The 24055-nt window shown below is 55.8% G+C and carries 22 protein-coding genes and 1 tRNA gene; 14 read left to right on the top strand and 9 right to left on the bottom strand.

Annotation, left to right across the window (positions count from 1 at the left end; genetic code table 11):
- Window positions 1-23: 23 nt before the first annotated feature.
- The 6 genes from ectB to ACUN9X_RS01880 form a co-directional block, all read right to left on the bottom strand.
- Window positions 24-1292 (bottom strand): diaminobutyrate--2-oxoglutarate transaminase, encoded by a 1269-nt coding sequence (gene ectB, locus ACUN9X_RS01905; RefSeq protein ID WP_260037165.1) that lies wholly within the window; start codon window positions 1290-1292, stop codon window positions 24-26.
- A 135-nt stretch (window positions 1293-1427) separates the two neighbouring features.
- Window positions 1428-1949, bottom strand: coding sequence for a diaminobutyrate acetyltransferase (gene ectA / locus ACUN9X_RS01900; protein ID WP_260037164.1), 522 nt, complete (start codon window positions 1947-1949; stop codon window positions 1428-1430).
- 302 nt (window positions 1950-2251) lie between these two features.
- The gene (locus tag ACUN9X_RS01895) at window positions 2252-3196 is read right to left on the bottom strand and encodes a hypothetical protein (RefSeq protein WP_445472017.1); all 945 of its coding nucleotides are present in this window, start codon (window positions 3194-3196) and stop codon (window positions 2252-2254) included.
- Complete coding sequence (locus ACUN9X_RS01890; protein WP_445472016.1) at window positions 3193-4596, bottom strand: sodium:solute symporter family transporter; 1404 nt, start codon at window positions 4594-4596, stop codon at window positions 3193-3195. The genes ACUN9X_RS01895 and ACUN9X_RS01890 overlap by 4 nt, the downstream gene beginning before the upstream one ends.
- Before the next feature lie 39 nt (window positions 4597-4635).
- The gene (locus tag ACUN9X_RS01885; protein ID WP_445472015.1) at window positions 4636-5598 is read right to left on the bottom strand and encodes a radical SAM protein; all 963 of its coding nucleotides are present in this window, start codon (window positions 5596-5598) and stop codon (window positions 4636-4638) included.
- Between the two features lie 2 nt (window positions 5599-5600).
- The gene (locus ACUN9X_RS01880) at window positions 5601-6425 is read right to left on the bottom strand and encodes a DUF547 domain-containing protein (RefSeq protein WP_445472014.1); all 825 of its coding nucleotides are present in this window, start codon (window positions 6423-6425) and stop codon (window positions 5601-5603) included.
- A 237-nt stretch (window positions 6426-6662) separates the two neighbouring features.
- Between ACUN9X_RS01880 and ACUN9X_RS01875 the strand changes: the two genes are divergently transcribed.
- The 6 genes from ACUN9X_RS01875 (at window position 6663) to ACUN9X_RS01850 (ending at window position 12115) form a co-directional block, all read left to right on the top strand.
- The gene (locus ACUN9X_RS01875) at window positions 6663-7295 is read left to right on the top strand and encodes an RNA polymerase sigma factor (RefSeq protein ID WP_260037155.1); all 633 of its coding nucleotides are present in this window, start codon (window positions 6663-6665) and stop codon (window positions 7293-7295) included.
- The gene (locus ACUN9X_RS01870) at window positions 7289-7540 is read left to right on the top strand and encodes an anti-sigma factor family protein (protein ID WP_260037153.1); all 252 of its coding nucleotides are present in this window, start codon (window positions 7289-7291) and stop codon (window positions 7538-7540) included. Before ACUN9X_RS01875 ends, ACUN9X_RS01870 begins: the two co-directional genes overlap by 7 nt.
- Before the next feature lie 373 nt (window positions 7541-7913).
- Window positions 7914-8939 (top strand): amino acid ABC transporter substrate-binding protein, encoded by a 1026-nt coding sequence (locus tag ACUN9X_RS01865; protein WP_260037152.1) that lies wholly within the window; start codon window positions 7914-7916, stop codon window positions 8937-8939.
- Between the two features lie 96 nt (window positions 8940-9035).
- On the top strand, window positions 9036-10217 hold the full coding sequence (locus tag ACUN9X_RS01860; protein WP_445472013.1) for an amino acid ABC transporter permease: 1182 nt from the start codon (window positions 9036-9038) through the stop codon (window positions 10215-10217).
- Window positions 10214-11299, top strand: coding sequence for an amino acid ABC transporter permease (locus ACUN9X_RS01855; protein ID WP_260037149.1), 1086 nt, complete (start codon window positions 10214-10216; stop codon window positions 11297-11299). The genes ACUN9X_RS01860 and ACUN9X_RS01855 overlap by 4 nt, the downstream gene beginning before the upstream one ends.
- A gap of 105 nt (window positions 11300-11404) precedes the next feature.
- Window positions 11405-12115, top strand: coding sequence for an amino acid ABC transporter ATP-binding protein (locus ACUN9X_RS01850; RefSeq protein WP_445473162.1), 711 nt, complete (start codon window positions 11405-11407; stop codon window positions 12113-12115).
- A gap of 77 nt (window positions 12116-12192) precedes the next feature.
- Here ACUN9X_RS01850 and ACUN9X_RS01845 read toward each other — a convergent pair whose 3' ends face one another.
- Together ACUN9X_RS01845 and ACUN9X_RS01840 are read right to left on the bottom strand one after the other, a co-directional pair.
- On the bottom strand, window positions 12193-12816 hold the full coding sequence (locus ACUN9X_RS01845) for a YbhB/YbcL family Raf kinase inhibitor-like protein (RefSeq protein ID WP_445472012.1): 624 nt from the start codon (window positions 12814-12816) through the stop codon (window positions 12193-12195).
- A 295-nt stretch (window positions 12817-13111) separates the two neighbouring features.
- Window positions 13112-13666 carry a carboxymuconolactone decarboxylase family protein gene (locus ACUN9X_RS01840; RefSeq protein ID WP_260037146.1) on the bottom strand — a complete coding sequence of 185 codons (555 nt, stop codon included), beginning with the start codon at window positions 13664-13666 and terminating at the stop codon, window positions 13112-13114.
- A 168-nt stretch (window positions 13667-13834) separates the two neighbouring features.
- Here ACUN9X_RS01840 and ACUN9X_RS01835 point away from each other — a divergent pair, with 168 nt between their 5' ends.
- The 3 genes from ACUN9X_RS01835 to ACUN9X_RS01825 all read left to right on the top strand — a co-directional run bounded on the left by ACUN9X_RS01835 (window position 13835) and on the right by ACUN9X_RS01825 (window position 16964).
- Window positions 13835-14455: a TetR/AcrR family transcriptional regulator gene (locus ACUN9X_RS01835; RefSeq protein ID WP_260037145.1), complete on the top strand. Its 621-nt coding sequence runs from the start codon at window positions 13835-13837 to the stop codon at window positions 14453-14455.
- A 150-nt stretch (window positions 14456-14605) separates the two neighbouring features.
- Window positions 14606-15931 (top strand): NAD(P)/FAD-dependent oxidoreductase, encoded by a 1326-nt coding sequence (locus ACUN9X_RS01830; protein WP_445472011.1) that lies wholly within the window; start codon window positions 14606-14608, stop codon window positions 15929-15931.
- Window positions 15932-16025: 94 nt separating this feature from the next.
- Window positions 16026-16964, top strand: a complete 939-nt coding sequence (locus tag ACUN9X_RS01825; protein WP_445472010.1) for a sterol desaturase family protein — start codon at window positions 16026-16028, stop codon at window positions 16962-16964.
- Here ACUN9X_RS01825 and ACUN9X_RS01820 read toward each other — a convergent pair.
- Window positions 16930-17003: transfer RNA gene (locus ACUN9X_RS01820), tRNA-Gly, on the bottom strand. The genes ACUN9X_RS01825 and ACUN9X_RS01820 overlap by 35 nt on opposite strands.
- 175 nt (window positions 17004-17178) lie before the next feature.
- Between ACUN9X_RS01820 and ACUN9X_RS01815 the strand changes: the two genes are divergently transcribed.
- From ACUN9X_RS01815 to ACUN9X_RS01795, 5 genes are all read left to right on the top strand, one after another.
- Entirely contained in the window at window positions 17179-19923 is a 2745-nt protein-coding gene (locus tag ACUN9X_RS01815; RefSeq protein ID WP_260037140.1) for a sensor domain-containing diguanylate cyclase, read from the top strand.
- 119 nt (window positions 19924-20042) lie between these two features.
- Window positions 20043-21773: a potassium/proton antiporter gene (locus ACUN9X_RS01810; protein WP_445472009.1), complete on the top strand. Its 1731-nt coding sequence runs from the start codon at window positions 20043-20045 to the stop codon at window positions 21771-21773.
- 44 nt (window positions 21774-21817) lie between these two features.
- A complete protein-coding gene (locus ACUN9X_RS01805) occupies window positions 21818-22801 on the top strand; it encodes a CobW family GTP-binding protein (RefSeq protein WP_260037136.1) in 984 nt (327 codons plus the stop codon).
- Between the two features lie 86 nt (window positions 22802-22887).
- The gene (locus ACUN9X_RS01800; protein WP_260037134.1) at window positions 22888-23445 is read left to right on the top strand and encodes a L,D-transpeptidase family protein; all 558 of its coding nucleotides are present in this window, start codon (window positions 22888-22890) and stop codon (window positions 23443-23445) included.
- A gap of 208 nt (window positions 23446-23653) precedes the next feature.
- Window positions 23654-23938 carry an Lpp/OprI family alanine-zipper lipoprotein gene (locus ACUN9X_RS01795; protein WP_260037133.1) on the top strand — a complete coding sequence of 95 codons (285 nt, stop codon included), beginning with the start codon at window positions 23654-23656 and terminating at the stop codon, window positions 23936-23938.
- Window positions 23939-24055: the final 117 nt, after the last annotated feature.

The following is a 24055-nucleotide window of genomic DNA, read 5'->3' as shown; positions in this document are numbered from 1 at the left end:
GCTCTCCCCATCCTGCAACTGCCTCAGGATGCCTGGCTCATGTCTTCTTTCATGATCTCTTCAACACTTTGCTTGAGCAAGTCCAGACCTTGTTGGAGATCTTCATCGCTGATGGTCAGCGGCATCAGGCATTTGACGACTTCATCGTCAGGCCCGGCTGTTTCAATGATCAGGCCCTTCTCAAAGGCGCGAGCACAAATCTTGCCCGCCAGATCGCCATCACGACAGGCGATGCCCTGCATCATGCCACGGCCCTTGAGCTTGAACTGGCCCTTGAACTGGTCGCTGACCGCTTTCAGGCCTGCATTCAGGATACCGGCCTTCTTCTTCACTTCATCGGCGAAGCTGTTGTCTTTCCAGTAGGTCTCCAGCGCGGCCCTGGCGGTAGCGAAGGCCATGTTGTTACCCCGGAAGGTGCCGTTGTGCTCACCTGATGTCCACACGTCCAACTCGCGCTTGAACAGTACCAGTGCCATCGGCAGACCATAGCCACTCAGTGACTTGGATACGGTGACGATATCAGGCTTGATGCCGGCCTCTTCAAAGCTGAAGAACTGGCCGGTGCGGCCATTACCTGCCTGGATGTCATCAACAATCAGCAAAATGTCGTGCTTCTTGCACAGCTTGGACAGCTTCTGGAGCCATTCGGCACGGGCCGCGTTAAGACCACCTTCGCCCTGCACCGCCTCAACGATGACAGCCGCTGGCAGATCGATGCCTGATGAGTTGTCAGTCAGCATCTTGTCCATCATTTCGATGGTGTCGACATCATCGCCCAGATAACCGTCGTACGGCATGAAGCTGACGCTGCCCAGTGCGACGCCGGCACCACCGCGGTGGTGCTTGTTACCGGTAGCGGCGACCGCACCCAGCGATACACCGTGGAAACCATTAGTGAACGAAATAATGCTGTCACGACCTTTAACCTTGCGTGCCAACTTCATGGCCGCTTCAACACAGTTGGTACCGGTAGGGCCGGTGAACTGCATTTTGTAGTCCAGATCACGAGGCTCAAGAATGTACTTCTTGTAGGCTTCCATGAAGTCATGCTTGGCTGTGGTGTACATGTCGAGACCCTGGCTGACACCGTCGTTTTCGATGTACTCAAGCAGTGCCTTTTTCAGGATGTCGTTGTTGTGACCGTAGTTCAGCGAGCCTGCACCCGCCAGAAAGTCGAGGTACGCCTTGCCATCTTCAGCGTAAAGGTGCGCGTTTTTCGCGCGGTTGAAGATCACGGGGAACGCTCGTGAATAAACACGTACTTCTGATTCGGTCGACTTGAAAATTTCCATTGTCTTGCCTCTTAGCATGTCAGGTTCGAGGTTAAGGCAGTGCCAGTGAACGGATTCGGTCGCATTCAGGCGGCGGCTGCCAGTGATAGTGCCAGTCGGGTCAGGGTTTACGGACTTTGTGTAGTCGCGAAATCTCTAGCCGTTGACTGGCTTCGTGAAGGGGCCTATCCGGAGCAGGAATTCCGAGTCGTGGTTGCCACCGAAGTGGGTACCTTTCTCGAAATGCTCGGAATAGGTCAGCTCGGCGCCGAGATCACGGGCAAACGAGCGAAACAATGCCCAGGACGCCTCGTTATCTTCAGTAATCGTCGTTTCCATGTGTGTGACGTTCTGACACACATCACGGGCCACGATGGCTTTGAGCATTCGTTTTGCAAGGCCTTGGCCTCGTCCGTTTTCGTGGACGGCAACCTGCCAGACGAAAACCGTCTCGGGTTGCTGCGGGGGAATATAACCGGAGATAAAGCCGACCAAGTCACCGTTCTTTTCAGCGGCAACACCGGTTTCGGCGAAGTGGCTGCATTGCAGCAAGTTGCAGTAGATCGAGTTGGGATCCAGTGGTGGGCACTGTTCTACCAACTGGTAAAGCCGGAAGCCATCATCCTTGCACGGTGTGCGAAGGGTGATGGCGGTGGTATTTGATCCTTCGTTTGTCATAGCGGTCTTGGTCACTCAGTCATTTAGAGTTAAATTCAATTACGCGGCGTCTACTAATGCGGAGCCGCTGGATTGAAGGTCTTGCCCAAACATAACTCGTTGAAAATTAGCGAATTAAGTTATGCCGGCTTCAATCTTTAGGGTTGTAATTATATAGACCACGAAATAAAAATCAAATGGCGTTGGTTGCTACAGGCCGTTTGCGCAACCAGTTTGCGCCCCTGCAAGGGCGTTGAAACCTTCGCCTGGTCGGTATTCAGCGGCTTTAAGCGGCCCCTCTTCTCGCCGTTTTCGCTCATGTCTTACAGACGAATATCCGCAACCGTAAGTTTAGTCCCCTTCAGGATTCTTTGCCGGTAAGAAATGGCGGCATCACTGCCTGTCGGCCAGCACTGGTCAAAGCGTGCAACCCAGGCCTGGGCGTCAAACGCGACCGGCACCAGCGATACCTCAAGGTCCCCCTGGCGGGCGGATGCGAGTGCGGTGCCCGCAGGGATAGTGGAAACGCGGGTGATCAGCCCCCGGGGATCGGCATGCAGATTGCCCATGCCTGCCGAACCATTATTGATGATGGTCTGTGACAGTAAGGTGTCATGACGCTGCCACAAGGCGGGCAGGCATGTGTGGGTGCACGCCATCAGAGTTGCACCGGTTTGGGCAAACCATTGATGCAGCTGATGCTGGTGACTCGGGCGGGACAGGTTTTCGCTGGCCAGGCCCCAGCCTGCGAGGGATTCGGGATCCCCGTGGAGAATCAGCAGGGTTTCACCGCTAAACGAGAGGCAGCGCCAGCGTGGTGCTGCCCTGAGTGATGCCTGAATGTCGGGGTGCCGCGAGGCGATGGCTTGCAGGCGCGCAATGATCCGGTTCGAGCGTTCGACGGTGCCATTATCGACAAAGTCCGGGTAGGCGCAGCCGCAACCGGCATCCGGACTGGGGTTGGCAAGTTCGTATTCGACATTGCCCTGAATAATGTCGTGCGCAAGCACACGGTTGTTAACGTCGACGAAAGCGTCTTCGTCGGCATTAAACCAGTTGAAGTCGCCGTTAAACAGCAGTTTCACTCGCCGGCCGAGGGCCTGTTCGGACGCCGCCATGGCGTCAATGGCATCGAGTGCCAGCGGGTTGCCGTATAGCCCGCCAATCACGTAAAGCACGTCGGCTTTTACCGGCTCCGGATCACGGCACAATCGCTCGGGCTGATAACGATAATGGATTGGGCAGCTGCGCCCCGGTTGCTCGCTCATGCGTTGGTGGAAACGGTGTGGCGGCCACTCAGACGTTGCAGCACCAGCGGTAAAAAGAAGCCGGTCGTGCAGATCAGTATCCCCCAGGCATTCACTCCCAGCAGTGCGGCGTAATGGCCTTCTCCGATTGACCAGCTGACAGGAATTAACCCCATGGCCAGCATCAACCCGAGCACGATGCCGCTCCAGAAGCTGAGGTGGAAGCTCCAGGGCGACCAGCGGGTGAAACCGTAAAACAGGAACACCGGCGCCAGCCCCATGACCATGGTGCCGGACACGGTAGTGGCTTTGAGGATGTCAGTGCCGGCAAACATCGGCAGGTTGCCGAGTATCGCGAACGCAACCATTACCACGGCGCCTACACGCATGCTGGGCAGTTTGTCCGCAACGCTGCGGACCAGTTGGGGCAGATCGACCGCAATCGATTTCGACAGTGAGGTGAAGGTGGAGTCCAGAGTTGAGCCGGCGGACGTCATCATCACCACGCTCATAAAGAAGAGTGCGGTCATACCCAGCGCCTGTCCCACGGCAGCCGGTGCATTGCCGTTGGCTTCGATGCCGTTGAGCTGGGCGTGCACACCTACGAGGCTGAAGATGAAGACCGCTATGAAGCCCAGTAAACCGGCGACTACGAAGCTTTTCAGCATAGTTTTTTCCTTGTTCACAAAGCCCCGGTCGGTCAGCACCGGATCGTGGAACGGGTAGCTGAAAATCTGCAGACCTGCGACAAGCAGGAGATCGGCGCCGGCGTTCAGCTTGAATTCGCCGGCACTGAGTAATGCGCTGGTATCGTTGGCAGGCACAATCAGGAACAGCACCGCAGCCACAAAGAACACAAAAACCACAGCCTGAATAACATCGGTGAAGATCGAACTCCGAAGCCCGCCTTTGAGGCTGTATGCCAGTGTGAAGGCCGTAAACAGCAGCGCGGCGGTGTAGTACTGCCACTCACCCGGCAGGCCGAAGTAGCCGCCCACCACCGCGGTATTGCTCCATACTTCGTTATAAAGACGGATCAGAATGGCGGCGGCGAAGCTGACCGCGGCGAGTCGGCCAAAGCGCGATGTCAGAAACTCTTGAAGACTGCGGGCGCCGGTCTGGGTGCGGATCAGGTAAATGATGTAGCCCGCAACCGGAATGGATAGCCAGTAAGTCGCGTATGCCAGCCCTCCGGTGACGCCATAGGCGGCGCCAAGGTTCGCGGCATTGGTGACTGACTTGGCGAAAATCCAGCTGATGAATATGCTGGCAGTGAGTGACCACTGACTCACGGGCTTGCCGCTGTCATCCGCACCTTTGTAGAACGAGGCTGCATTGCGGCTGCGTGGCGAGAGGGCATACATGATGATGCCGTACACCACCAGAAATCCCCAGAATAAGCTGGCTTCAGCGAAAGACATGAGTGATGACGTCCCTGTAAGTGGTCAATAACATCAGTTTTAAACCGGCGCGCTGCAGCTGGCTCCGAAGCGATAACATGAAAAGCAGCGGTGATGGCGGAGCATGATGCGGGTGTCCATGCTTTCCTGCAGCGTGCTTCCCAGATCGTAATCCGGATCGTCGTCCACCAGCGTGCAGGCAAACACCCGGACTTTGTCGTCCCGTTTCACCAGCATGCGGGTATAGGTGCACATGAAGTGGGCCCGGCTCTCTTTGGTGGGGAATTTGTCCATGCAGCCTTCGGTAATTTCGGGGCTGCCATCTTCAGAGCCGGGAATGCCGAAATCGGGGAATGCAGTGAAAGCCAGGTCTTCAGGGATGCCCCATTCCCGGAATATCGCGCGGAAACGGGCTTCGACCTCAGACGCCACTTCGCCATCCTCTATCTGGCGGGCAATGGATACCGCAAAGCCGTTGTTGTGCAACCAGCGAATGCCTTCCAGAGCCTTGTCAAAACTTCCTTCGCCGCGATCCACGTCGTGTTTGGCCGCATCCGGGAAATCAAGACTGACCCGAAAACGAATCGGATAGGCATTGTCGCGCAACGGCAGCAGTTGGTGTGTGCGCTTCAGTAATGGATCTGTGGCATTGGTCAGCACGAAGCAGGGGCGGTGCTGGCTGGCGTAGTCCAGAATGTTGACGAAATCGCGAATCACAAAGGGCTCGCCGCCAGTAAATGAAAACTGCTCGACGCCCATGTCGATGGCTTCGTGAATAAACGGGCGCACATCATCCAGTTTCATGCCCGGAATACGGCCATCGCCGGGGTGCGAACCTTCGAGACAGAACGGACAGGCAAGGTTGCAGGCGGTGCCGGTATGGATCCACAGCTCCTTGAGCTGGTCCGCATCAATATAACCGCGCGCCTCACCCTCCCGGGTGTGCGTCCAACTATCGCGGTTGCGCGGTGTCGCCAGCTCGGCGGCCGGAATACGCTGTGCATTGGCCAAGTCAAATGCCATGTTTACTCCCTTGAATATTCTTGCGTGTTCAGTGCCCAGTCGTAGTCCAGGAACTTGATTTCAGCCTTGTTCAAAGTGGCCTTGTCAGGCACCTTCGCTTGAGCCATCAGGCCGATATGCTCATTCAGAAACGCCCTTACGCCACCGGGATAGCCGCTATCGCGATTCCAGTCATCGCCATACCAGTCAAAGATAGAGGAGACTTCGTACCGATTTGTCACAGAGAGATAACGATTGCGTGTCGAATCGGACAAGAAGCGCTCCACCGCCTTGTCTAGCTGAGCATCCAGCGAATCGCCGGTGTAGGCCGACGCGGCCAGCGCTGGGCAGCCGACAGAGGCGCAGTTCACTGCCATATGAATGCGCGGCTCGTTGAACCACTCGCGGATCATCTCGTGTTCCAGCTCATCCAGGCTGCGTTCTTTTCCCAGCAGCGTGAAAAACGAGCGTGACCAGGGCGACTGAAAAATATTGCCAATGTCGCGAATCGACTCGAGGCCCGGATAATGGTTGAGGATGAGCTTAACAGTAAAGGCGTTGTAGGCGTTGATCAGAAACGCCAGCCGCTGTTCTTCCGGCCAACCATCAAGCGTTTGCAGGGACACGGCCGAGAGCGAGCCGAGATAACGGTCGAGCGCCTTCTCGTCTTTGGCGAAGCCATCATAATCAACCGTCGACGCAATGCCGTCTTCAATATAACTGACGTGAGCTTGCAGAAGGCCATTCCAGCGACCGTGACTGTGGTCGAAGGAGGTTGCGCCGGCTGCGCCTATACTCAATATCATCAGTGCGACAGCGGTCAGGGTGGTACCGATTGCAGACGTCATCAACAGGTCTCCAGGATACGTCAGGTGTTGGTCATGCTTCTTTTGTACGTCAGCTTTTCGTTAGAGGATGCATCCATCACTGTGCATCTACTAACAGAGACGCATCGGTGGATTATTTGTTACAGGTGAACTTTTGAAGAAAAACAGCGTCCACCTCAGGCCGGTTTTCGATGGTTCGAGGCCGTATGTTGCCGCGTCAGCGTGCAGCATTTTTATAACGAGAGGAAGCGCTAGAGTATGGTGAAAACAGGTGAATCGTCAGCCAGAAGTGGTGATGAATCCTCGCTGATCAAGCGTCTGCAGGCCGGAGAGCAGGCTGCATTTGATGAGGCGGTGCGTGCCTACACGCCTTCGATGTTATTGGTGGCGCGCTTTTATCTTGATCCTGCCTCTGCCGAGGATGCTGTTCAGGAGGTTTGGATCAAGGTGGTTCAGGCAATTCAATCATTTGAGGGGCGTGCCAGTCTGAAAACCTGGCTGCACCGGATTGTGGCCAACCAGGCAAAAGACGGGCTGCGTAAAGCGGGGCGGGAGATCGCGATGGATTTTTCGGAACCGTTGGAGCCGGCACTGGATTCGCGGTTCCGGACCCGGGGCACCTGGTCCGAGCCGCCGCGCTTGAAAACTACCGAATCGGCCGAGCAATGGCTGGAAAGCGGTGCGCTCAAGGCTTGTCTCGACAAGCACCTGACGGCATTGCCGGAGCAGCATCGCTCGGCATTAATGCTATACGAGGCGCATCAGCATAAATCAGAAGACGTCTGTAACATCCTGGGAGTTTCTGCATCTAACCTGAGGGTGATACTGCACCGGGCCCGGCAGCGGATATTTTTGATGGTGGAAACGTTTCGGGAGACAGGCAAATGCTGATGTGTCGTGATCTGGCCGTCGTGGCCAGTGACTATATTGATGGGGAGCTGAGCCCAGGCCAGCGACTTTCAGTGAAGGTGCATCTGATGATGTGTCGTCACTGTCGCGCGCTTGTGAATAATCTTCGCAACAGCGCGACCGTGCTGCAAAAGCACTCCAGTCAGCAAGTTAATGAGGATTATTTCCGTCGCGTCAAACTGAATATAGCGCAGGCGCTCCAAGATAGCCGTGATAAAAATAGTTGACGATTAGACCTTTTTACTAGGCTTTGCTTCCGCCAACGTCTCCTGCCTCAGGGCTCCTTGATACCAAGGGGTTATCCAACTTGTATCATCAAATACGACATAACAAACCTCATCTGTAATGCATTCCAATTCGGTGCAAGCTGCAATTTTATTCTATGCTAGACCTAGCCCATATCACTCAGCGCGGATGGCTGGCAGGCGCACCAGAAGTGTGCAGCAACGTCGCTCATTGCATCTGGTTGAGGGCAAAAAGCAGTGGTTTTGAGCAGATAAATATCAAAAATAAAACAATATCAACAACTTGCAAAGATTGGCTTAGGCCTTGCTGTTGCCAGGTTGTTATGCACACAACCGATTTTGGAGACAACTTATAATGAAAAAACTGATTTCACTCGCTGCAGGAACCGCCGTCCTTGTCGGTACCTTTATGACGGGCACCGCGATGGCGGCTTCAACGCTTGATAGCGTCAAGGAAAAAGGTCATCTCCAGTGTGGTGTGACGTCGGGTCTGCCCGGCTTCTCTCAGCCTGACGACAAAGGTAACTGGACAGGTATTGACGTTGATACCTGTCGCGCAATTGCGGCGGCGGTTTTCGGCAAGGGCTCGGCTGTTGAGTTCACACCATTGACTGCAAAGGAGCGCTTCACCGCGCTGCAGTCCGGCGAAATCGACGTGCTGTCCCGTAACACCACCTGGACGCTGACCCGTGATGCCTCACTGGGCCTGAACTTTGCCGGCGTAAACTACTATGACGGTCAGGGCTTTCTGGTGAAGAAAGATCTGGGCGTAAAGGATGCTGAGGAATTGGATGGCGCCACAGTCTGTATTCAGGCAGGGACCACTACTGAGCTGAACCTTGCGGATTACTTCCGTGCCAAGGGCATGAAGTTCAAGCCGCTGGTATTCGATACCTCAGAGCAGACGGTTCAGGGTTTTGCTGCCGGCCGTTGTGACGTTCTGACCTCTGACCGTTCGCAGTTGGCGGCATTGCGTTCGAAGCTGACCGATCCTAACAGCGCGATCATTCTGCCAAACACCATTTCCAAGGAGCCTCTGGGCCCGGTTGTGCGCCAGGGCGACGATCAGTGGTTCAACATCGTGAAGTGGGTGTTGTCGGTGCAGATCAACGCTGAAGAACTGGGCGTGACCATGGATAACGTGGACGACATGAAAAAGTCGGACAACCCGAATATCCAGCGCCTGTTGGGCACCGATGGTGACATGGGCGAGAAGCTCGGCCTGCCGGCTGACTTTGGCTACAAAGTGGTGAAGGAAGTTGGTAACTACGGTGAAATGTACGACCGTAACGTTGGTCCGGACACGCCGCTCGGACTGGACCGCGGAATCAATGCGCTCTGGAATGATGGCGGTATCCTGTACGCGCCGCCAGTGCGTTAATTCCTGATATAGCAACCAGACACCAGCGGGCCGGTTAACGGCCCGCTGGTGATGCCGAGATTCACGTTTTCCGCATGGGTGCTTTCGGGATTCTGCATGAACCAAGTTAAACCTAACGCTGCGCAACCCAAACCGTGGAATGATCCGCGAGTGAGGGCTCTTTTCTTTCAGGCCGCGGCGATAGTCGCGGTTTTCTATGCCGGCTGGACACTGTTCGATAACACGCTGACCAATATGGAAAGTCGTGGTATCAGTACCGGTTTCGGCTTCCTTGATCAGTCTGCCGGCTTCGGCATCATTATGAGTCTGATCCCCTACGATGCCACCATGAGCTACGGGCGAACTTTCTTTGTTGGTCTGTTAAACACCTTGCTGGTGTCTGCCATGGGCATTGTAACGGCCACGATCCTGGGCTTTGTGATCGGTGTGGCCCGCCTGTCGAGCAACTGGCTGATTGCCAAATTGTCGCTGGTCTACATCGAGGTGATCCGCAATATCCCCATCCTGCTGCAGATCTTTTTCTGGTACTTCGCGGTCCTGGGCGCTCTGCCGTCACCACGGCAAAGTATGGATATGGGCGGGATGATCTTCCTGAACAATCGGGGGCTCTCGGTGCCAGAACCGATCACCCAACCGGGCTTTGGCTGGGTGATCGCAGCGATTGTTTTCGCTATCGCTGCGGTGGTTGTCATCAAACGTTGTGCCCATAAACGGCAGCTTGCGACCGGTCAGATCTTTCCGACCGTGAAAGTCAGCCTTGTGGTGCTGATTGCGTTGCCAGTACTGGCTTACCTGATAACCGGCGGACCTCTGGAGTGGAGCGTACCGGAACTCAAGGGCTTCAACTTTGGCGGTGGCTATACTGTGCTGCCGGAACTGGCCGCGCTATGGGTGGCGCTGACCCTGTTCACGGCGTCCTACATTGCTGAGATCGTTCGCTCGGGGATTCTGTCGGTCAGCAAGGGGCAGACAGAGGCCGCCCGTGCGCTGGGTCTGCATTCCGGCATGACATTGCGATTGGTGGTGATCCCCCAGGCCATGCGCGTGATTATTCCCCCACTGACCAGTCAGTATCTGAACCTGTTCAAGAACTCCTCGCTGGCGACAGCGATCGGTTATCCCGATCTGGTGTCGGTCTTTATGGGCACGACGTTGAATCAGACCGGTCAGGCGGTAGAAGTGGTGGCCATGACAATGGCGGTGTATCTCGCTGTCAGCTTGTTGATCTCCTTCTTTATGAATATCTACAACCGCGCAGTCGCGCTTAAGGAGAGATGATGAGCGAATCCATGGCACCTCCTGTACGCGCGTTCGCCCCCGTTCAGTGGGTGCGGAACAATCTGTTCAATACCTGGTACAACATTCTGTTGACCCTGGTGGTGGGCTACTTGCTGGTGACCAGTCTCTGGCCGCTGCTGAACTGGGCATTTTTCGATGCCAACTTCGCTGGCGAATCGCCCAGTGACTGCACCAGTGCGGGCGCCTGCTGGCTGTTTATCAATCAGCGCATGAATTTCTTCATGTATGGTTTCTATCCGGATGAGCTGCAATGGCGTGTGGACATCATGTTTGCACTGCTGGCGGTCGCTTTTGTGCCCCAGTTTATCGAGCGTTTTCCGGGCCGTCGCTGGTTTGGCATTTTCGGTATGACCGGCTTGCCGATCATTGGCTACTTCCTCATTCCGGGCGGCTGGTTCGGCCTGGAAGAGGTGCAAAGCAGCAAATGGGGCGGGCTGATGCTGACCCTGATTCTGGCCTACATCGGGATTCTGGGCTCACTGCCGCTTGGTGTTGTGCTGGCCCTGGGGCGACGGTCGGAAATGCCGATCATCCGTGGTTTCTGCGTTATTTTCATCGAAGTCTGGCGGGCGGTGCCGCTGATTACCGTGCTGTTTATGGCTTCGGTGATGCTGCCGCTGTTCCTGCCGGAAGGGATGAACTTCGAGAAACTGATGCGGGCACTGATCGGCCTCACATTATGGCAGTCGGCCTACATGGCGGAAGTTATTCGCGGTGGTCTGCAGGCGATTCCCAGAGGGCAATACGAGGCGGGCAGTGCACTCGGGCTGGGTTACTGGCGCAAGATGCGATTGATCATCCTGCCCCAGGCGCTGACGCTTGTCATACCGGGCATTGTTAACACCTTCATCTCACTGTTCATGGACACCACGCTGGTGCTGATCATCGGCCTGTTCGACATCCTCGGTACGGTGCAGTCGACGGTGACCGACCCGGCCTGGCAGAACGTGGCTATTGAGGGTTATGTCTTTGTCGCTTTCTGTTTCTGGGTGTTCTGCTTTGGCATGTCGCGCTATAGCCAGAACCTTGAACGCAAGTTGGATACTGGTCACAAGACCTGATGGATACGCAAAATGACTGAACAAATGCAAACACAGCAGGACCGCAGTGACGGCGATGCAGTAGGTTCCGCCAAGGCGGAGAAAACCATTATCCGCGTCGAGGATATGCACAAGTGGTACGGCCAGTTTCACGTACTGAAAAATCTCAACCTTAACGTGGCACAAGGCGAGCGGATCGTCATCTGTGGCCCTTCAGGTTCGGGTAAATCGACGTTTATACGCTGTATCAACCGGTTGGAAGAGCACCAGCAGGGTAAAATCATTGTCGATGATGTGGAACTGACCAATGATGTCCGGCAGATCGATTCCGTGCGCAAGGAAGTCGGCATGGTGTTCCAGCACTTCAATCTGTTTCCCCATATGACCGTTCTGGAAAACTGCTGCGTGGCACCAATCTGGGTGCGCAAGACGCCTCGCAAGGAAGCGGAAGCAACGGCAATGGAATACCTGGAGCGGGTAAAAATTCCGGAGCAGGCGAACAAGTTTCCCGGGCAGCTTTCAGGTGGTCAGCAGCAGCGGGTCGCGATTGCACGGGCACTGTGCATGAAGCCGAAAATCATGCTGTTCGACGAGCCGACATCGGCGTTGGACCCGGAGATGATCAAGGAAGTGCTGGATGTCATGATCGAGTTGGCAGGCAGCGGCATGACCATGATTTGCGTAACCCACGAGATGGGTTTTGCCAAAACAGTGGCTGACAGGGTGATCTTTATGGATGCGGGTGAGATTGTCGAATCGGCACCGCCCCACGAGTTCTTTGATAACCCTCGTGAAGCGCGTACCCAGAAGTTCCTGCAGCAGATCCTGCATCACTGACCGGGGTCTGATGACCGGTCATAAAAGCCGGACAGCTCACTGGGGCTGCCCGGCTTTTTTGTGGCTGGCAGGCCCGGTTAGCGCAGTTCCGGGTTCAGGGTATAGGTACCGCTGACCCTTGCGCTGTCCAGCACGTGGCCTTTCATCGCCTCTCTGACAGCGTCGCCTTCAAAGCCGTCGCTCAGTTCCAGTGAGGCAACATCCAGCGCGTAGACCTCAAAGTGATAGCGGTGCACCCGCTCGTCGTTCCAGGGCGGACAGGGGCCGTCGTAGCCGGTATAGGTGCCGGCCATATCCGGATTACCCGCGAGAAAATGAGTAAAGGTATTCACACCCGGCTTGCCGATGGAATCGCGTGCAACCGGCTTGCCTTTGGGAATCACGCCGTCGCTGTCGGTACCCTCGGCGATCTGGTTAATGTTGGGCGGAATATCGACCAGCAACCAGTGGAAAAAATCGACCCGTTCCAGGTCCTTCGGAATGGTTTTGTCTTCCTGATTGACGTCATCAGCTACGCTGGGCACGTCTTCATCAAACATCACGACCGCAAAGCTGCGCGTGCCTTCCGGCACATCTGACCAGACAAGTTCTGGGTTGCGATTGCGGCCAAAGCTCATGTGGTCTGCTTCATTGAACACGCCAAACGCGAAGATTTCGGGAATGGGTTGTTGGTCCGGGAGTCCTTTGACTTCAAGCTTCACAATTGATTCCTCTGTCGGGTGTGGATGCTAATGTTGTAACAGGGGCGTTTCGTCTGTGTCCAGTGGAGATGCAGTGGCTAAACGATTCGTCATCCTTTAAACGCGATGTCCCGGGGTTTGGGGGCGCGCGGGAGGAATCTGGCGAATAAGGGATTGCCAACTGGCTGGTAGCGCTTCTGCCACGGAGGATAAAGCGATCGTTCAGGGAGGCGAGACTGGGCGTGTTTTCGTTTGCCCTGTTGGGACGGGGCACGGCACAGTGGCCGTACCCCGGGGAGTGAGCAATAGGGCGTAATTACTTAGCCTTTTTCCACTCGAATTTTTTGAATGGCTCGTCAATTGGCGTTTGCGCAATATGATTGACGTAGTTGCTCATCACTTTTTGTGACAGGCCAAGAATGACTTCCAGTACCTGGCGCTGTGCGTAGCCGGCATCATAGAAAGCTTGCAGGTCTTGCTCGGTCACGTTGCCGCGAGTACGTACCATCGCCAGAGTGAAGGTGCGCAGCGCTTCCAGTTTGTCGCTGGGCAATGGCGTCTCATCACGCAGCGCATCAATGATGTCGTCGGAGACCTTCATCATTTTGGCGATACCGGTATGAGCCGGTACACAGTAGTGGCACTCATGCTCAACGTTGATTGTCTGCCAGACCACGGTTAGCTCGTCTGCATCAAAACTCGTGTCCTGGAACAACCGGTGAAGGGTCTGGTAGCCCTCAAGCAGTCCGGGAGATTCCGCCATAATGGCGTGCAAGCCGGGAAGTCGACCGAATGTAGCTTCAGATTTGTCGATAAGGGCTTTGGACGCTTCAGGTGCAGATGCCCGATCATGTTTCTTGAAATCGCTCATACATTGTCTCCTCAAGGTTGGCTTTGCATTTTCTTTTTGAGCGGTTGCTCAACTTGAGAGTCACCGTAACTATTATTGAATGATCACTCAAGTTAAAATTGAGTGATCATTCAGATTTGCTCAGAACCTCTCGGCTATAGATTCCGGGATGTGTCGGGAGAAGGCAGTATGCCCCGCGTTGTAAAATATGATCGCCAGCTTGCACTGGAAAAGGCCGTCGCACTGTTCTGGCAACGGGGTTATTACGCCACGTCACTGAAGCACATCGAGCAGGCGCTGGATATGCGCCCGGGTAGCCTGTATGCCGCGTTTGGCTCGAAGAGCGGGCTCTTTCTCGAAGCGCTGGATGTATATGCGGGCCGGATGGGAGTATCGCTGCGTGCTCACATCAACGCGTCTGATTCTGTTATTGGCGGTATCAGCGCTTATCTGCGTGAACTGGCACGAACCTGTATTGCCAAAAACGCACCCACTCCACCGGCTGCGGCCTGTATGATCGTTAAAACACTGCTGGAAATTAACTACCAGGACGAGGCGATACAACGCAAGGCCAATGAGCTTCTGGAAGCACTGGAACAGGGTTTGTTTGCGGTGCTAACGGAGGCGCGAGATGCGGGTGAGCTGAAACCAGGGGTCGATTGTGTCCGTCTGGCGCGCCTGTTACAGGCCCAGATCATGGGGTTACGGTCATTTGCCCAGCGCGATGTGCCGGCGCTGACCGTCGAACAGGTGGCGGATGATATGGTCAGTATACTGGATGGCTATACGCAGAAGTCGCCAGCGCATTGATCTGCCTGAACTTACCGGTTTGTTCCCCTATACCCTTCACGTTAGGATGAGTTGCTTTTCCACTGTCGCCCGGATGTAAAGGGCAAGTGAAGACAGCCAAAGGCTTTTATACCAGAGCATTTGGCTGTCTTTTCTTATGAGATGTTTGATATGGAAAATCAGCAACAGGATAAACTGCACCACATAGTGGTTGTCGGTGGCGGGGCTGGCGGCCTCGAACTGGTCACTCGCCTCGGCAATAAACTCGGCAAGCGTAAAAAAGCGCGCATCACACTGCTTGATTCAGGTTTGACCCACGTCTGGAAACCCTTGCTGCACGAAGTGGCCTCCGGCTCGCTTGATGCCAGTGCCAACGAAATCAATTACCGTGCCCACGCGCGCAAGCATCGCTACGAGTTTCAGCTCGGGCGTATGTGCGGGCTTGATCGTGAGCAGCGGGAAGTGGTGGTCGAAGCATTTCACGACCACGAAGGCGCAGAAGTCGTGCCTGAACGGCGGATTGCCTATGACACGCTGGTGATTTCGGTTGGCAGCACCGCCAACGATTTCGGCACACCGGGCGCGCAGGACCATTGCCTGTTCCTCGACAGTCTCGGGCAGGCCCATCGTTTTCATCAGCTGATGCTGAATGCCTTCCTGCGCAAGAATCACGAAGCACAGGAAGGCCGCGACCATGAGCTGCCCATCAGCATTATCGGCGCCGGCGCAACCGGGGTAGAGCTGGCGGCCGAGTTGCGTCTGGCGTCCCGTGAGCTGCCGGTGTACGGCATGAACCATCTGCGCCCGGAAGACGTGACCATTCGGGTTATCGAAGCGGCTGATCGTATTCTGCCGGCTTTGCCCACACGACTGTCAGCTGCCGCGACGCGTGAGCTGGAGCGCCATAACGTTGAGGTCCAGACTGGCCAGCCGGTTGCGGAAGTGCGCAAGCACAGTTTCGTTATGAAAGACGGAACCGAAGTGCCGTCTGAAATGACCATATGGGCAGCCGGCATCAAGGCACCGGCATTCCTGTATGAACTGGGCGGTCTGGAGACCAACCGCGGTAATCAGCTGGTCGTGAACCAGAATCTGCAGACCACGCGGGACGAGAATGTGTTCGGCCTGGGCGACTGTGTGGCCTGCCCTCAGCCGGATTCTGACCGCCCGGTGCCACCGCGAGCCCAGGCGGCGCATCAGCAGGCGGATACCCTCTATGAAACCCTGGTAAACCGTCTGCAGGGCAAGCCGCCGGTGGATTTCGTTTACAACGATCATGGGTCGTTGATCAACTTCAGCCGTTACACCACAGTCGGCAACCTGATGGGCAATCTCACCGGTCGCAGCATGTACATTGAAGGCAAGGTTGCGCGACTGTTTTACATCTCGCTCTACCGCATGCATCAGGTGGCACTGCACGGCTTCCTGCGTGTTGGCGTGATCTGGCTGATGGATCGGGTGAGTCGGGCGATGCAGCCGCGTCTGAAACTGCATTGACGCTATTTGCGAGTGGATTCGTCGGAATTCGTCAACGTTAAATCGGACAGCGGGTGGCATACTGGTTTCCATCAAAGGTTAAACCGGAGCTGCCATGTCACCCACGCCACTGACCGATTTGCTGGGGTTTGATCCCCATCTGGTCACCCTCGCCCTTGCCCCCGCTTTTTTTCTGGCGATGGCCGGCGAATGGTGGCATTTGCGGGGCAATCAGCAACGCTATCCCTCTGCCGGTTACACCTGGGTAGACACCATCAGCAATATGACGCTGGCGGGGTTGTACCAGGCCAGCGATGTCATTGCCGCCCTGCTGACCATCGTAGTCTACAACGCGTTTTTCGATGTCCGGCTGTTTGATATACCGTTCAACGGCTGGACTATCCTGATGCTGTTTGTGGTGCAGGATTTTGTCTACTACTGGTTCCATCGTGCGCACCATCGGATCCGTTGGTTCTGGTGTTCTCACGTGGTGCATCACTCGTCGGAAAAGCTTAACCTGTCGACCGCGTTTCGCCAGAGCATTACCTATCCGATTACCGGTATGTGGCTGTTCTGGCTGCCGATTGTATTGATCGGCTTTCCGCCTGAATCGGTGATTTTCGTCGTGGCCATGAGTCTGGCGTACCAGTTTTTTATCCATACCCAGGTGGTCGGCAAACTCGGCGTGCTGGAGTGGTTCTTCAATACCCCGTCCCACCACAGGGCTCACCACGGCCGTAACCCGATCTACATCGATCGCAACTATGGCGGCATCCTGATTATCTGGGACCGGCTATTCGGCACCTTTGTAGAGGAACAGGAAGACCATCAGCCGGACTACGGCATTCCCCGCCAGATCCACACCCACAACCCGGTGGCGCTTAATTTTCACGAATGGAAAGACATGTTTCGCGATGTCTGCCTGCCCGGCCTGTCATTAAAGCAGCGGCTGAGGCTGATGTTCGGTCCGCCGGAAGTGGCGAATGACGTGAGGGGGAATCGAAGCCAAGGGGAAAGTATGGAGCGGGTGAAGGGAATCGAACCCTCGTCGTAAGCTTGGGAAGCTTCTGCTCTGCCATTGAGCTACACCCGCATGAGGATTGCCTCACCCGCAATATAAGCGCCGGCCTGCCGGCTGGCAAGGGTGGTCGCAGGCAGGGTTGGCAACCCTGTGTTAGAGTTGAGTAAAACCGGCAACTCGTCTGGATCGTACTTTGGCAACAGATCCCCAGTCTGCAATGCGGCGAATACTCACTCAGGGATGGCCCGTGCTGGTCTCGCTTGTGGCCGGCTTCGTATTAACGGCCATTCTTGCGCTGAAAGCGGACGAGGTCGAACGCCAGATCGTCCAGGCGCGCTTCGAACAGGAAGCGCGCTCCCGCATTCTGTTGATTGAGGAGTTGCTACAGGCGCAGCTTCGCGAGCTGGACACCGTTCGGCGCTTTATCACGCTCAATCCGAATCTCACGAAAGATGAGTTCGATCAGATGGTGCGCTTGTCCGATCGTCTGGAGATGACGATTGCCTGGATCGAAAATATCCCCACTACCCGCCTCGCCTCTTACCTTGATCATATGCGGCTTTTTTATGGTCCGCGTTTCCATTTGCGCAAACCGCCGGCTGTGGAGCTACTTTCGTCCGGGGATGTCCAGCGCCACTTTCCGATCTCGTTTGTGAATTCAACAGCCCCCCAGCCAAGCATCGAAGGGGTTGATGTGAGTTATCTGCCCCGGCGCGTGGCGGCGTATGAGGATGCGATGGCGCAAGGCAGCGCAGTGGTGGTCAGTGATGTCAGAACCATTGACGATCCGGTCCAGAGTTCGGGGGTGCTGGTGTTTGCGCCGGTATATGCCAGAGGGGCGGTGCAGGATATTACCGATCACCACTTCGGCAATCTGCGGGGGTTTGTCGGGCTTGGGTTAAGGCTGTTCAATCTGGCGGACGTGGCTTCAGCGGCACAGGTCGGCGGTCACGACTTTAACTTCTCTTTTGTGGATACCACTGACCCGGATGCGGTTCAAACCCTGTTCAGCGGCAACGGCGCCGGCAACGACGGCAGTGGTTTGCTGTTCAGCCGTGACATGAATGTCGCAGACAGAACCCTTCAGGTATCCGCTGTGCCGACGCATTCTTCTGACTGGGAACGGCGCCCAACCGCCCTTTTTGTGTTTGTTTCCGGTGGGATTGTATCCGTTCTGGTTGCCGGCTATATCGCGCTGGTGCTGCTCCAGCGTTCCCGCGCGCGGAGAATGGTAGCCAGCAAGACAAGCGAATTGCAGTCCACGCTGAAAGCCTTGTCCGAATCAGAAGCGCGCTGGCAGTTTGCGCTTGAAGGCTCAGGTGACGGCGTCTGGGACTGGGACCTGCGAACAAATGAGGTCTTTTTTTCGGATGGCTGGAAAGCGTTATTGGGCTATAGCCATGATGAAATCGGCAATACACTTTCGGAATGGATCAGTCGCAAACATCCGGACGATGAAGATAGCAGTCAGGCCAGTCTTGAAGAGCACCTTCGGGGCGAGACGCCTTACTACGAGGATGTGCATCGCCTGCTTTGCAAAGACGGTCATTACAAATGGATTCTTGATCGGGGCAAGGTGATTGAGTGGCTGGCGCCGGGGCAACCGGCCAGGGTGATCGGTACCCATTCTGATATTGATGATGTTAAGCGGGCCGAGCTGGCCTTGCGTGAGGTTAACGGTTTCCTGTCGGGATTGCTGGCGTCTGCAGAGGATGTCTCAATTATCGCGACTGATCCTCTGGGTACGGTCACCCTGTTTAATCGAGGTGCAGAGCGGCTGTTGGGGTACGACTCAAAGGAAGTGATTGGTCGTCTGACGCCTGTGGATTTCCACCTGCCATCGGAGATAACCGCCTGGGAAGCCACGCTCAGCCGTCAGACGGGTCGTTCCATCCAGGGTATGGGTGTATTGGCAGCCTGTGTCGCCCGGCCTGATTTGCGTGCAGGACGCTGGACCTATCGGCGCAAAAACGGCGAACACCGGCAGGTTCGTCTGACGTTATCGAGCATTCGTGACGACAACGGCCTGCACTTGGGATATCTCGCGATCGGGCTCGATATGACGGATTATCTGGAGGCGGTGGCCGCACTGGAGCGCAGTGACAAACTATTCCAGGAGCTGACGGCCAGCGTACCGGGAATGATCTTTCAATATCTGTTGAAGTCTGACGGTTCAGACCGCTTTCTTTATGTCAGCAATGGCGTCAAACATTTGCTGGAGATGACGCAGGAAGAGGCTCAAGGTAACGCAGCGCTGGTGTTCGGGAGAATCGACCCGGTAGACGAGACAATGGTGCGTTCATCCGTCCGCTTGTCTGCAGATACACTGTCACGCTGGCTCTGCGAGTTCCGTGTATCGCTGCCGCGTCATGGTGAACGCTGGTTGCGGGGTGAGGCACTTCCCCGGCGGCTGGATGATGGCGCTATCCTCTGGCATGGTTATCTGAATGATATCACCGAGATTAAAAAACTGGAGTTTGGGTTGCGTCAGGAAGCCACGGTTGACCCGCTGACCGGTGCCTTCAATCGTCGCCACCTTGAGACCCATTGGGATAGGGATATGGCACGCTTCCATCGAAAGCAGGTGCCATTTTCAATTGTCATGCTGGATATCGACCATTTCAAACGCATCAATGACAGCCACGGTCATGCAGCGGGTGACGAGGTGCTGGTGCGTCTCGGGCGATTGCTCAGCAACGAAGTGCGCTCGACCGACGTTGTCTACCGCTTGGGTGGTGAAGAATTTCTGATTCTGTGTGAAGACACGGTTGCAGAGGGGGCTGTGCGTCTCGCGCAAAGCCTGCTGGAGTCGATTCGTCAGATGCCGTTGCCATTCAATGGCCATATGACGGCAAGCTTCGGTGTCGTCGAAGTACAATTGGACGAATCCAGGGAGGATGCCTTCAAGCGTTTGGATACGCTACTTTACGCTGCCAAATCAGGCGGCCGCGATCAGGTTGTCTCGATGCCAAAGGAACCTTCCGCTTACTGAGCGGTCTTTTCAGACCTTTTCCTGGTTTCACAAGCGGCGCTAAATATTTAAAATTTATAATGAAATGGGCGTTGGGCGCTGCCTGAACTGTTATTATCAGGTTAACTGGTGGAGATGATATGGACCCAACGCTTACCCTGATCGGCGCATCAATGCTGGTCATCAGCATTCTGCTTAGCCCCCTTTCCAGCCGGCTCGGCATGCCCGTGCTGTTGATATTTCTCGGCGTCGGCATGCTCATGGGCGAAGACGGCCCCGGCGGTATCCGGTTTGATAATTTTGAAGTGGCCTTTTTTGTCGGCAACCTCGCGTTGGCGGTGATTCTGCTCGACGGTGGTATGCGTACCCGGGCTGAGACTTTCCGCGTTGGCCTCAAACCGGCGCTGGTGCTGGCTTCAATCGGCGTCCTCATGACCGCTGTTATCTGCGGTGCGGTCGCGTACTGGCTGTTCGATCTGAACTGGATGACGGCGCTGCTGATGGGAGCACTGATCTCCTCCACCGATGCTGCAGCGGTATTTTCGTTGTTGCAGGGGCGCGGATTACATCTGAATGAACGAGTCAGTGCGACGCTGGAAATCGAGTCGGGCAGCAACGACCCGATGGCGATTTTTCTCACGCTGATGCTGCTGGCGCTGGTAGAAACCGGTTCCGAGAGTTCGGTATGGGGCGCCGTTCTGCTGCTGGTGCAGCAATTCGGTATCGGCGCATTGCTGGGAGTGCTCGGTGGTCGGGCGTTGGCCTGGCTGGTCAATCGTTCGCACCTGCTGCCGGCGCTTTACCCACTGCTGGTGGTGGCTGCCGGCATGGCGCTGTTCTCGGCGGCAAACGGTCTCGGTGGTAGCGGTTTCCTTGCAGTTTATCTTGCCGGTGTTGTTCTGGGTAACCGGCAGGTACGCATGATGCCCATGATTCTGCAGGCTCACGATGGGCTGGCCTGGTTTGCGCAAATGAGCCTGTTCCTGATTCTCGGCTTACTCGTGAAACCGGTCGATATGCTACCGATTGCCGGCAGCGCCTTGTTGTTGTCCTTGGTGCTGATACTGTTTGCGCGGCCGTTGGCCGTTTTTACCACGCTCTGGCCTTTCGGGTTCAACCGTCGGGAGCTGACGTTTATCAGCTGGGTGGGGCTGCGCGGTGCTGTACCCATCGTGCTGGCCCTGTTTCCGGTGATGTATGGTTTGCCGGAAGCGCAATTGCTGTTCAATATCGCCTTCTTCGTGGTTTTGATTTCGCTGGTCGTACAGGGCAGTTCGCTGGCTGGATTTGCCCGCTGGCTCAAGCTGGAAGTGCCGGCTCCCACTGAACCATACCGCCGCTTGCCGCTGGATATAGCGGCGGCCGGCGATCACGAATTGATGCTGTTTCCCCTCAGAGGGGAGCGCTGGGGTGAGCCACGGCCGCTGAACAGGCTGAACCTGCCCGAGCGGGCGGCGGTGGCGGGGATCTTCAGGGATCGTGGCTGTATCGCGCCCTCTCCTGAGCTCGAGGTGCAGGAAGGCGACGTGCTTGCGTTGTTCGCGCTGTCCGAGAATCTGGTGGAACTGGGCCATGCACTGAGCGGTCGTCAGCCGCCCCAGCATTTGAGGGAACGCGCCTTCTTTGGCGACTTCGTGCTGAACGGCGATGCCTTGCTGGGTGATGTGGAGCAGGTCTATGGGATCGAGTTTGATGAGCTGCCCCCAGATTTGTCGCTGGCCGAATGTTTCGCCCGTCGCACCAAGGGTCATCCGGTTGTGGGTGACAGGGTCACGCTGGGGCCTGTATCGCTGGTTGCACGGGCAACGGACGCCGACAGCGTCACCAAGGTGGGTCTTAAGCTGGAAGACAGCAAGCCGCCGTCTGCATAGGCCCGGTATCCATTTTCATTTGCGGTGTCTGACGGGAATCACTCATGACACGACCAATACCAACCCACCTGATTGTGGGTTTTCTCGGGGCGGGGAAAACCACCGCGATTCTCGACCTGTTGCAGCACAAGCCGGAGGGCGAAATCTGGGCTGTACTGGTGAACGAATTTGGCGAAGTCGGGATCGATGGAGCCCTGCTACGCGCTCGTGGCGCCATGGTTCGGGAAGTGCCTGGTGGCTGCATGTGCTGCGTGGCCGGCCTGCCCATGCAGATGGGGCTCAATATGCTGATTCAGCAAGCACAACCTGACCGGTTGTTGATCGAGCCCACCGGACTGGGGCATCCCGAACAGATTATGCGTATTTTGCGCGGCGAGTTTTACACTGACCTCCTATCGGTTGAGTCCACCTTCTGTCTGGTTGACCCAAGGCGGCTGGATGATTCGCGCGTCTTGAAGGACGTCCAGTTCCAGGATCAGGCAGCCATTGCGGATGTACTGGTCGCGAACAAAATCGACCTGTGCTCGGACAGCCAGCTTGCGAACTTTGATCTCTGGGCCAAAGGTTTTCAGCCACCAAAAGCCCGGATCGCGCATACCCGCAATGGCGCGCTTGATCCCGCGTGGCTGCAATTACCCTCAACTCCACGATCGCTCCAGTTTCCGACTGCTCACCACCATCACGGGCACGGTGCCGAGAGTGCCGTCGCGCAGACCGAAACAGCGACGGAGGCTGAATGGTGGTATCGGGAGAACGCCGGTGACGGACATTTCAGTATTGGCTGGCAGATGGGCCCTGAAATTTGTTTCAAAAGGTCACCGCTGATGGGTGTGGTGATGGACGCCCGCTTCGCCCGGGTCAAGGGCGTAGTAAGAACCGCTGACGGCTGGTTGGCGATCAATGCAGTCGGTGGCGATGCGGCGTCAGAGCGAATCGATCCGCAACCGGAAGGGCGGTTGGAGATCATCAGTCGTCTTGAGTTGGATGCCGGGCAGTTGGACCAGCGGTTGCTGGCGATGCTGGAGTGATCGCAAAATTACGTTTTGAAGTCGAACGTTACAGATCTCTGTGCTATACAAAGCGCATTACTTTTATGCAATCTTCCGGACGGTTTATGTTTGTGCGTATCTCGGCCCTCGTGCTTCTGACAATTTCCCTTTTTTCCGGTGCTGCTGCGGCGGAGAATCTGGCGATGGCGATCACCCAGTATCCTGAAGCGAAATCGCAGGATGACAGCACGACCGGCATTCGCGTTGATCGGGTGGAGGTGCGAAAAGGCGAGCGCCGTATTTATCTGATGTCCGATGGTGAGGCGGTGCGCAGCTACCGGATTTCACTGGGCGATAATCCGGTGGGTCACAAGTTGTTCGAAGGCGATGAGCGTACGCCTGAGGGCGAGTACACACTCGACTGGCGTAATCCTGGCAGTCAGTTCCACAAATCGATTCACGTCTCCTACCCTAATGACCGGGATCGGGAAGATGCAGCTGCCTGGGGACTCGACCCGGGTGGGCAGATCATGATCCATGGATTACCTAACGATGTTGGCGACATGGCCTTTGCCTACACGGGTCTGGACTGGACAGATGGCTGCATTGCGGTTTCCAATGCTGCAATTGACGAGATCTGGTCACTGGTCAGCGATGGTACCCCGATTAAAATCTATCCCTGAGTTTTCCTGTTTGCTCATCGCTGAGTTACGAAGCGGTAATTGGCTTAGTAAATTCAGTCGTCTATAGTTCACTAATCATGACGCAGTGTTCTACACTGACGAAGACGATTTGGATGTTTGTAGTCCAAACTCAGGTATCGACAGGATGTCGAAACCGCAGACTTCTGCAATAACAGGAAGACATAACCACCAATAAGGGGTATTTAGAATGCGCAAGTTGATGATCGCTGGTTTTGTAATGGCTACCGCTCTGACTGCTGGTTGTGCTAGCTCAGGCTCCCAGGAAGCAATGGATGATGCGGCTGCAACTGCAAACTCTGCAGAGCAGACTGCTAGCAACGCTCTGAGCACAGCTAACTCGGCTCAAAGCCGTGCCAACGCTGCATACAGCAAGGCTGAAGATGCCATGGCAGCTGCCATGAAAGCTCAGAAGTCTGCTGAAGAAGCAAACGAGCGTGCCAAGCGTATGCTGCAGAAGTCGAGCATGAAGTAAGTATTGCTCGAGCTGATGCTAAAAAGGGCCGGTTTATCCGGCCCTTTTTTGTGTCTTCAGGAAAACTTTCAGGTTTGTGTGAGCGACACCTGCTGCACCGCTCTTATCCGCCCGGGC

This window comes from Marinobacter sp. V032, from assembly GCF_052645435.1.
The sequence above is the reverse complement of the archived record's forward strand: the minus strand, read 5'-3'. Positions and strand labels throughout refer to the sequence as shown.

What these genes read in the sequence shown, in the direction of transcription:
- ACUN9X_RS01835 (WP_260037145.1), top strand. Translation starts at nt 13,835, where the DNA reads ATGCCCCGCGTTGTAAAATATGATCGCCAGCTTGCACTGGAAAAGGCC.
- ectA (WP_260037164.1), bottom strand. Translation starts at nt 1,949, where the DNA reads ATGACAAACGAAGGATCAAATACCACCGCCATCACCCTTCGCACACCG.
- ACUN9X_RS01810 (WP_445472009.1), top strand. Translation starts at nt 20,043, where the DNA reads ATGGACCCAACGCTTACCCTGATCGGCGCATCAATGCTGGTCATCAGC.
- ACUN9X_RS01830 (WP_445472011.1), top strand. Translation starts at nt 14,606, where the DNA reads ATGGAAAATCAGCAACAGGATAAACTGCACCACATAGTGGTTGTCGGT.
- ACUN9X_RS01870 (WP_260037153.1), top strand. Translation starts at nt 7,289, where the DNA reads ATGCTGATGTGTCGTGATCTGGCCGTCGTGGCCAGTGACTATATTGAT.
- ACUN9X_RS01880 (WP_445472014.1), bottom strand. Translation starts at nt 6,425, where the DNA reads ATGACGTCTGCAATCGGTACCACCCTGACCGCTGTCGCACTGATGATA.
- ACUN9X_RS01865 (WP_260037152.1), top strand. Translation starts at nt 7,914, where the DNA reads ATGAAAAAACTGATTTCACTCGCTGCAGGAACCGCCGTCCTTGTCGGT.
- ACUN9X_RS01895 (WP_445472017.1), bottom strand. Translation starts at nt 3,196, where the DNA reads ATGAGCGAGCAACCGGGGCGCAGCTGCCCAATCCATTATCGTTATCAG.
- ACUN9X_RS01850 (WP_445473162.1), top strand. Translation starts at nt 11,405, where the DNA reads ATGCACAAGTGGTACGGCCAGTTTCACGTACTGAAAAATCTCAACCTT.
- ACUN9X_RS01800 (WP_260037134.1), top strand. Translation starts at nt 22,888, where the DNA reads ATGTTTGTGCGTATCTCGGCCCTCGTGCTTCTGACAATTTCCCTTTTT.
- ACUN9X_RS01860 (WP_445472013.1), top strand. Translation starts at nt 9,036, where the DNA reads ATGAACCAAGTTAAACCTAACGCTGCGCAACCCAAACCGTGGAATGAT.
- ACUN9X_RS01855 (WP_260037149.1), top strand. Translation starts at nt 10,214, where the DNA reads ATGATGAGCGAATCCATGGCACCTCCTGTACGCGCGTTCGCCCCCGTT.
- ACUN9X_RS01805 (WP_260037136.1), top strand. Translation starts at nt 21,818, where the DNA reads ATGACACGACCAATACCAACCCACCTGATTGTGGGTTTTCTCGGGGCG.
- ACUN9X_RS01875 (WP_260037155.1), top strand. Translation starts at nt 6,663, where the DNA reads ATGGTGAAAACAGGTGAATCGTCAGCCAGAAGTGGTGATGAATCCTCG.
- ACUN9X_RS01795 (WP_260037133.1), top strand. Translation starts at nt 23,654, where the DNA reads ATGCGCAAGTTGATGATCGCTGGTTTTGTAATGGCTACCGCTCTGACT.
- ACUN9X_RS01825 (WP_445472010.1), top strand. Translation starts at nt 16,026, where the DNA reads ATGTCACCCACGCCACTGACCGATTTGCTGGGGTTTGATCCCCATCTG.
- ACUN9X_RS01840 (WP_260037146.1), bottom strand. Translation starts at nt 13,666, where the DNA reads ATGAGCGATTTCAAGAAACATGATCGGGCATCTGCACCTGAAGCGTCC.
- ectB (WP_260037165.1), bottom strand. Translation starts at nt 1,292, where the DNA reads ATGGAAATTTTCAAGTCGACCGAATCAGAAGTACGTGTTTATTCACGA.
- ACUN9X_RS01885 (WP_445472015.1), bottom strand. Translation starts at nt 5,598, where the DNA reads ATGGCATTTGACTTGGCCAATGCACAGCGTATTCCGGCCGCCGAGCTG.
- ACUN9X_RS01890 (WP_445472016.1), bottom strand. Translation starts at nt 4,596, where the DNA reads ATGTCTTTCGCTGAAGCCAGCTTATTCTGGGGATTTCTGGTGGTGTAC.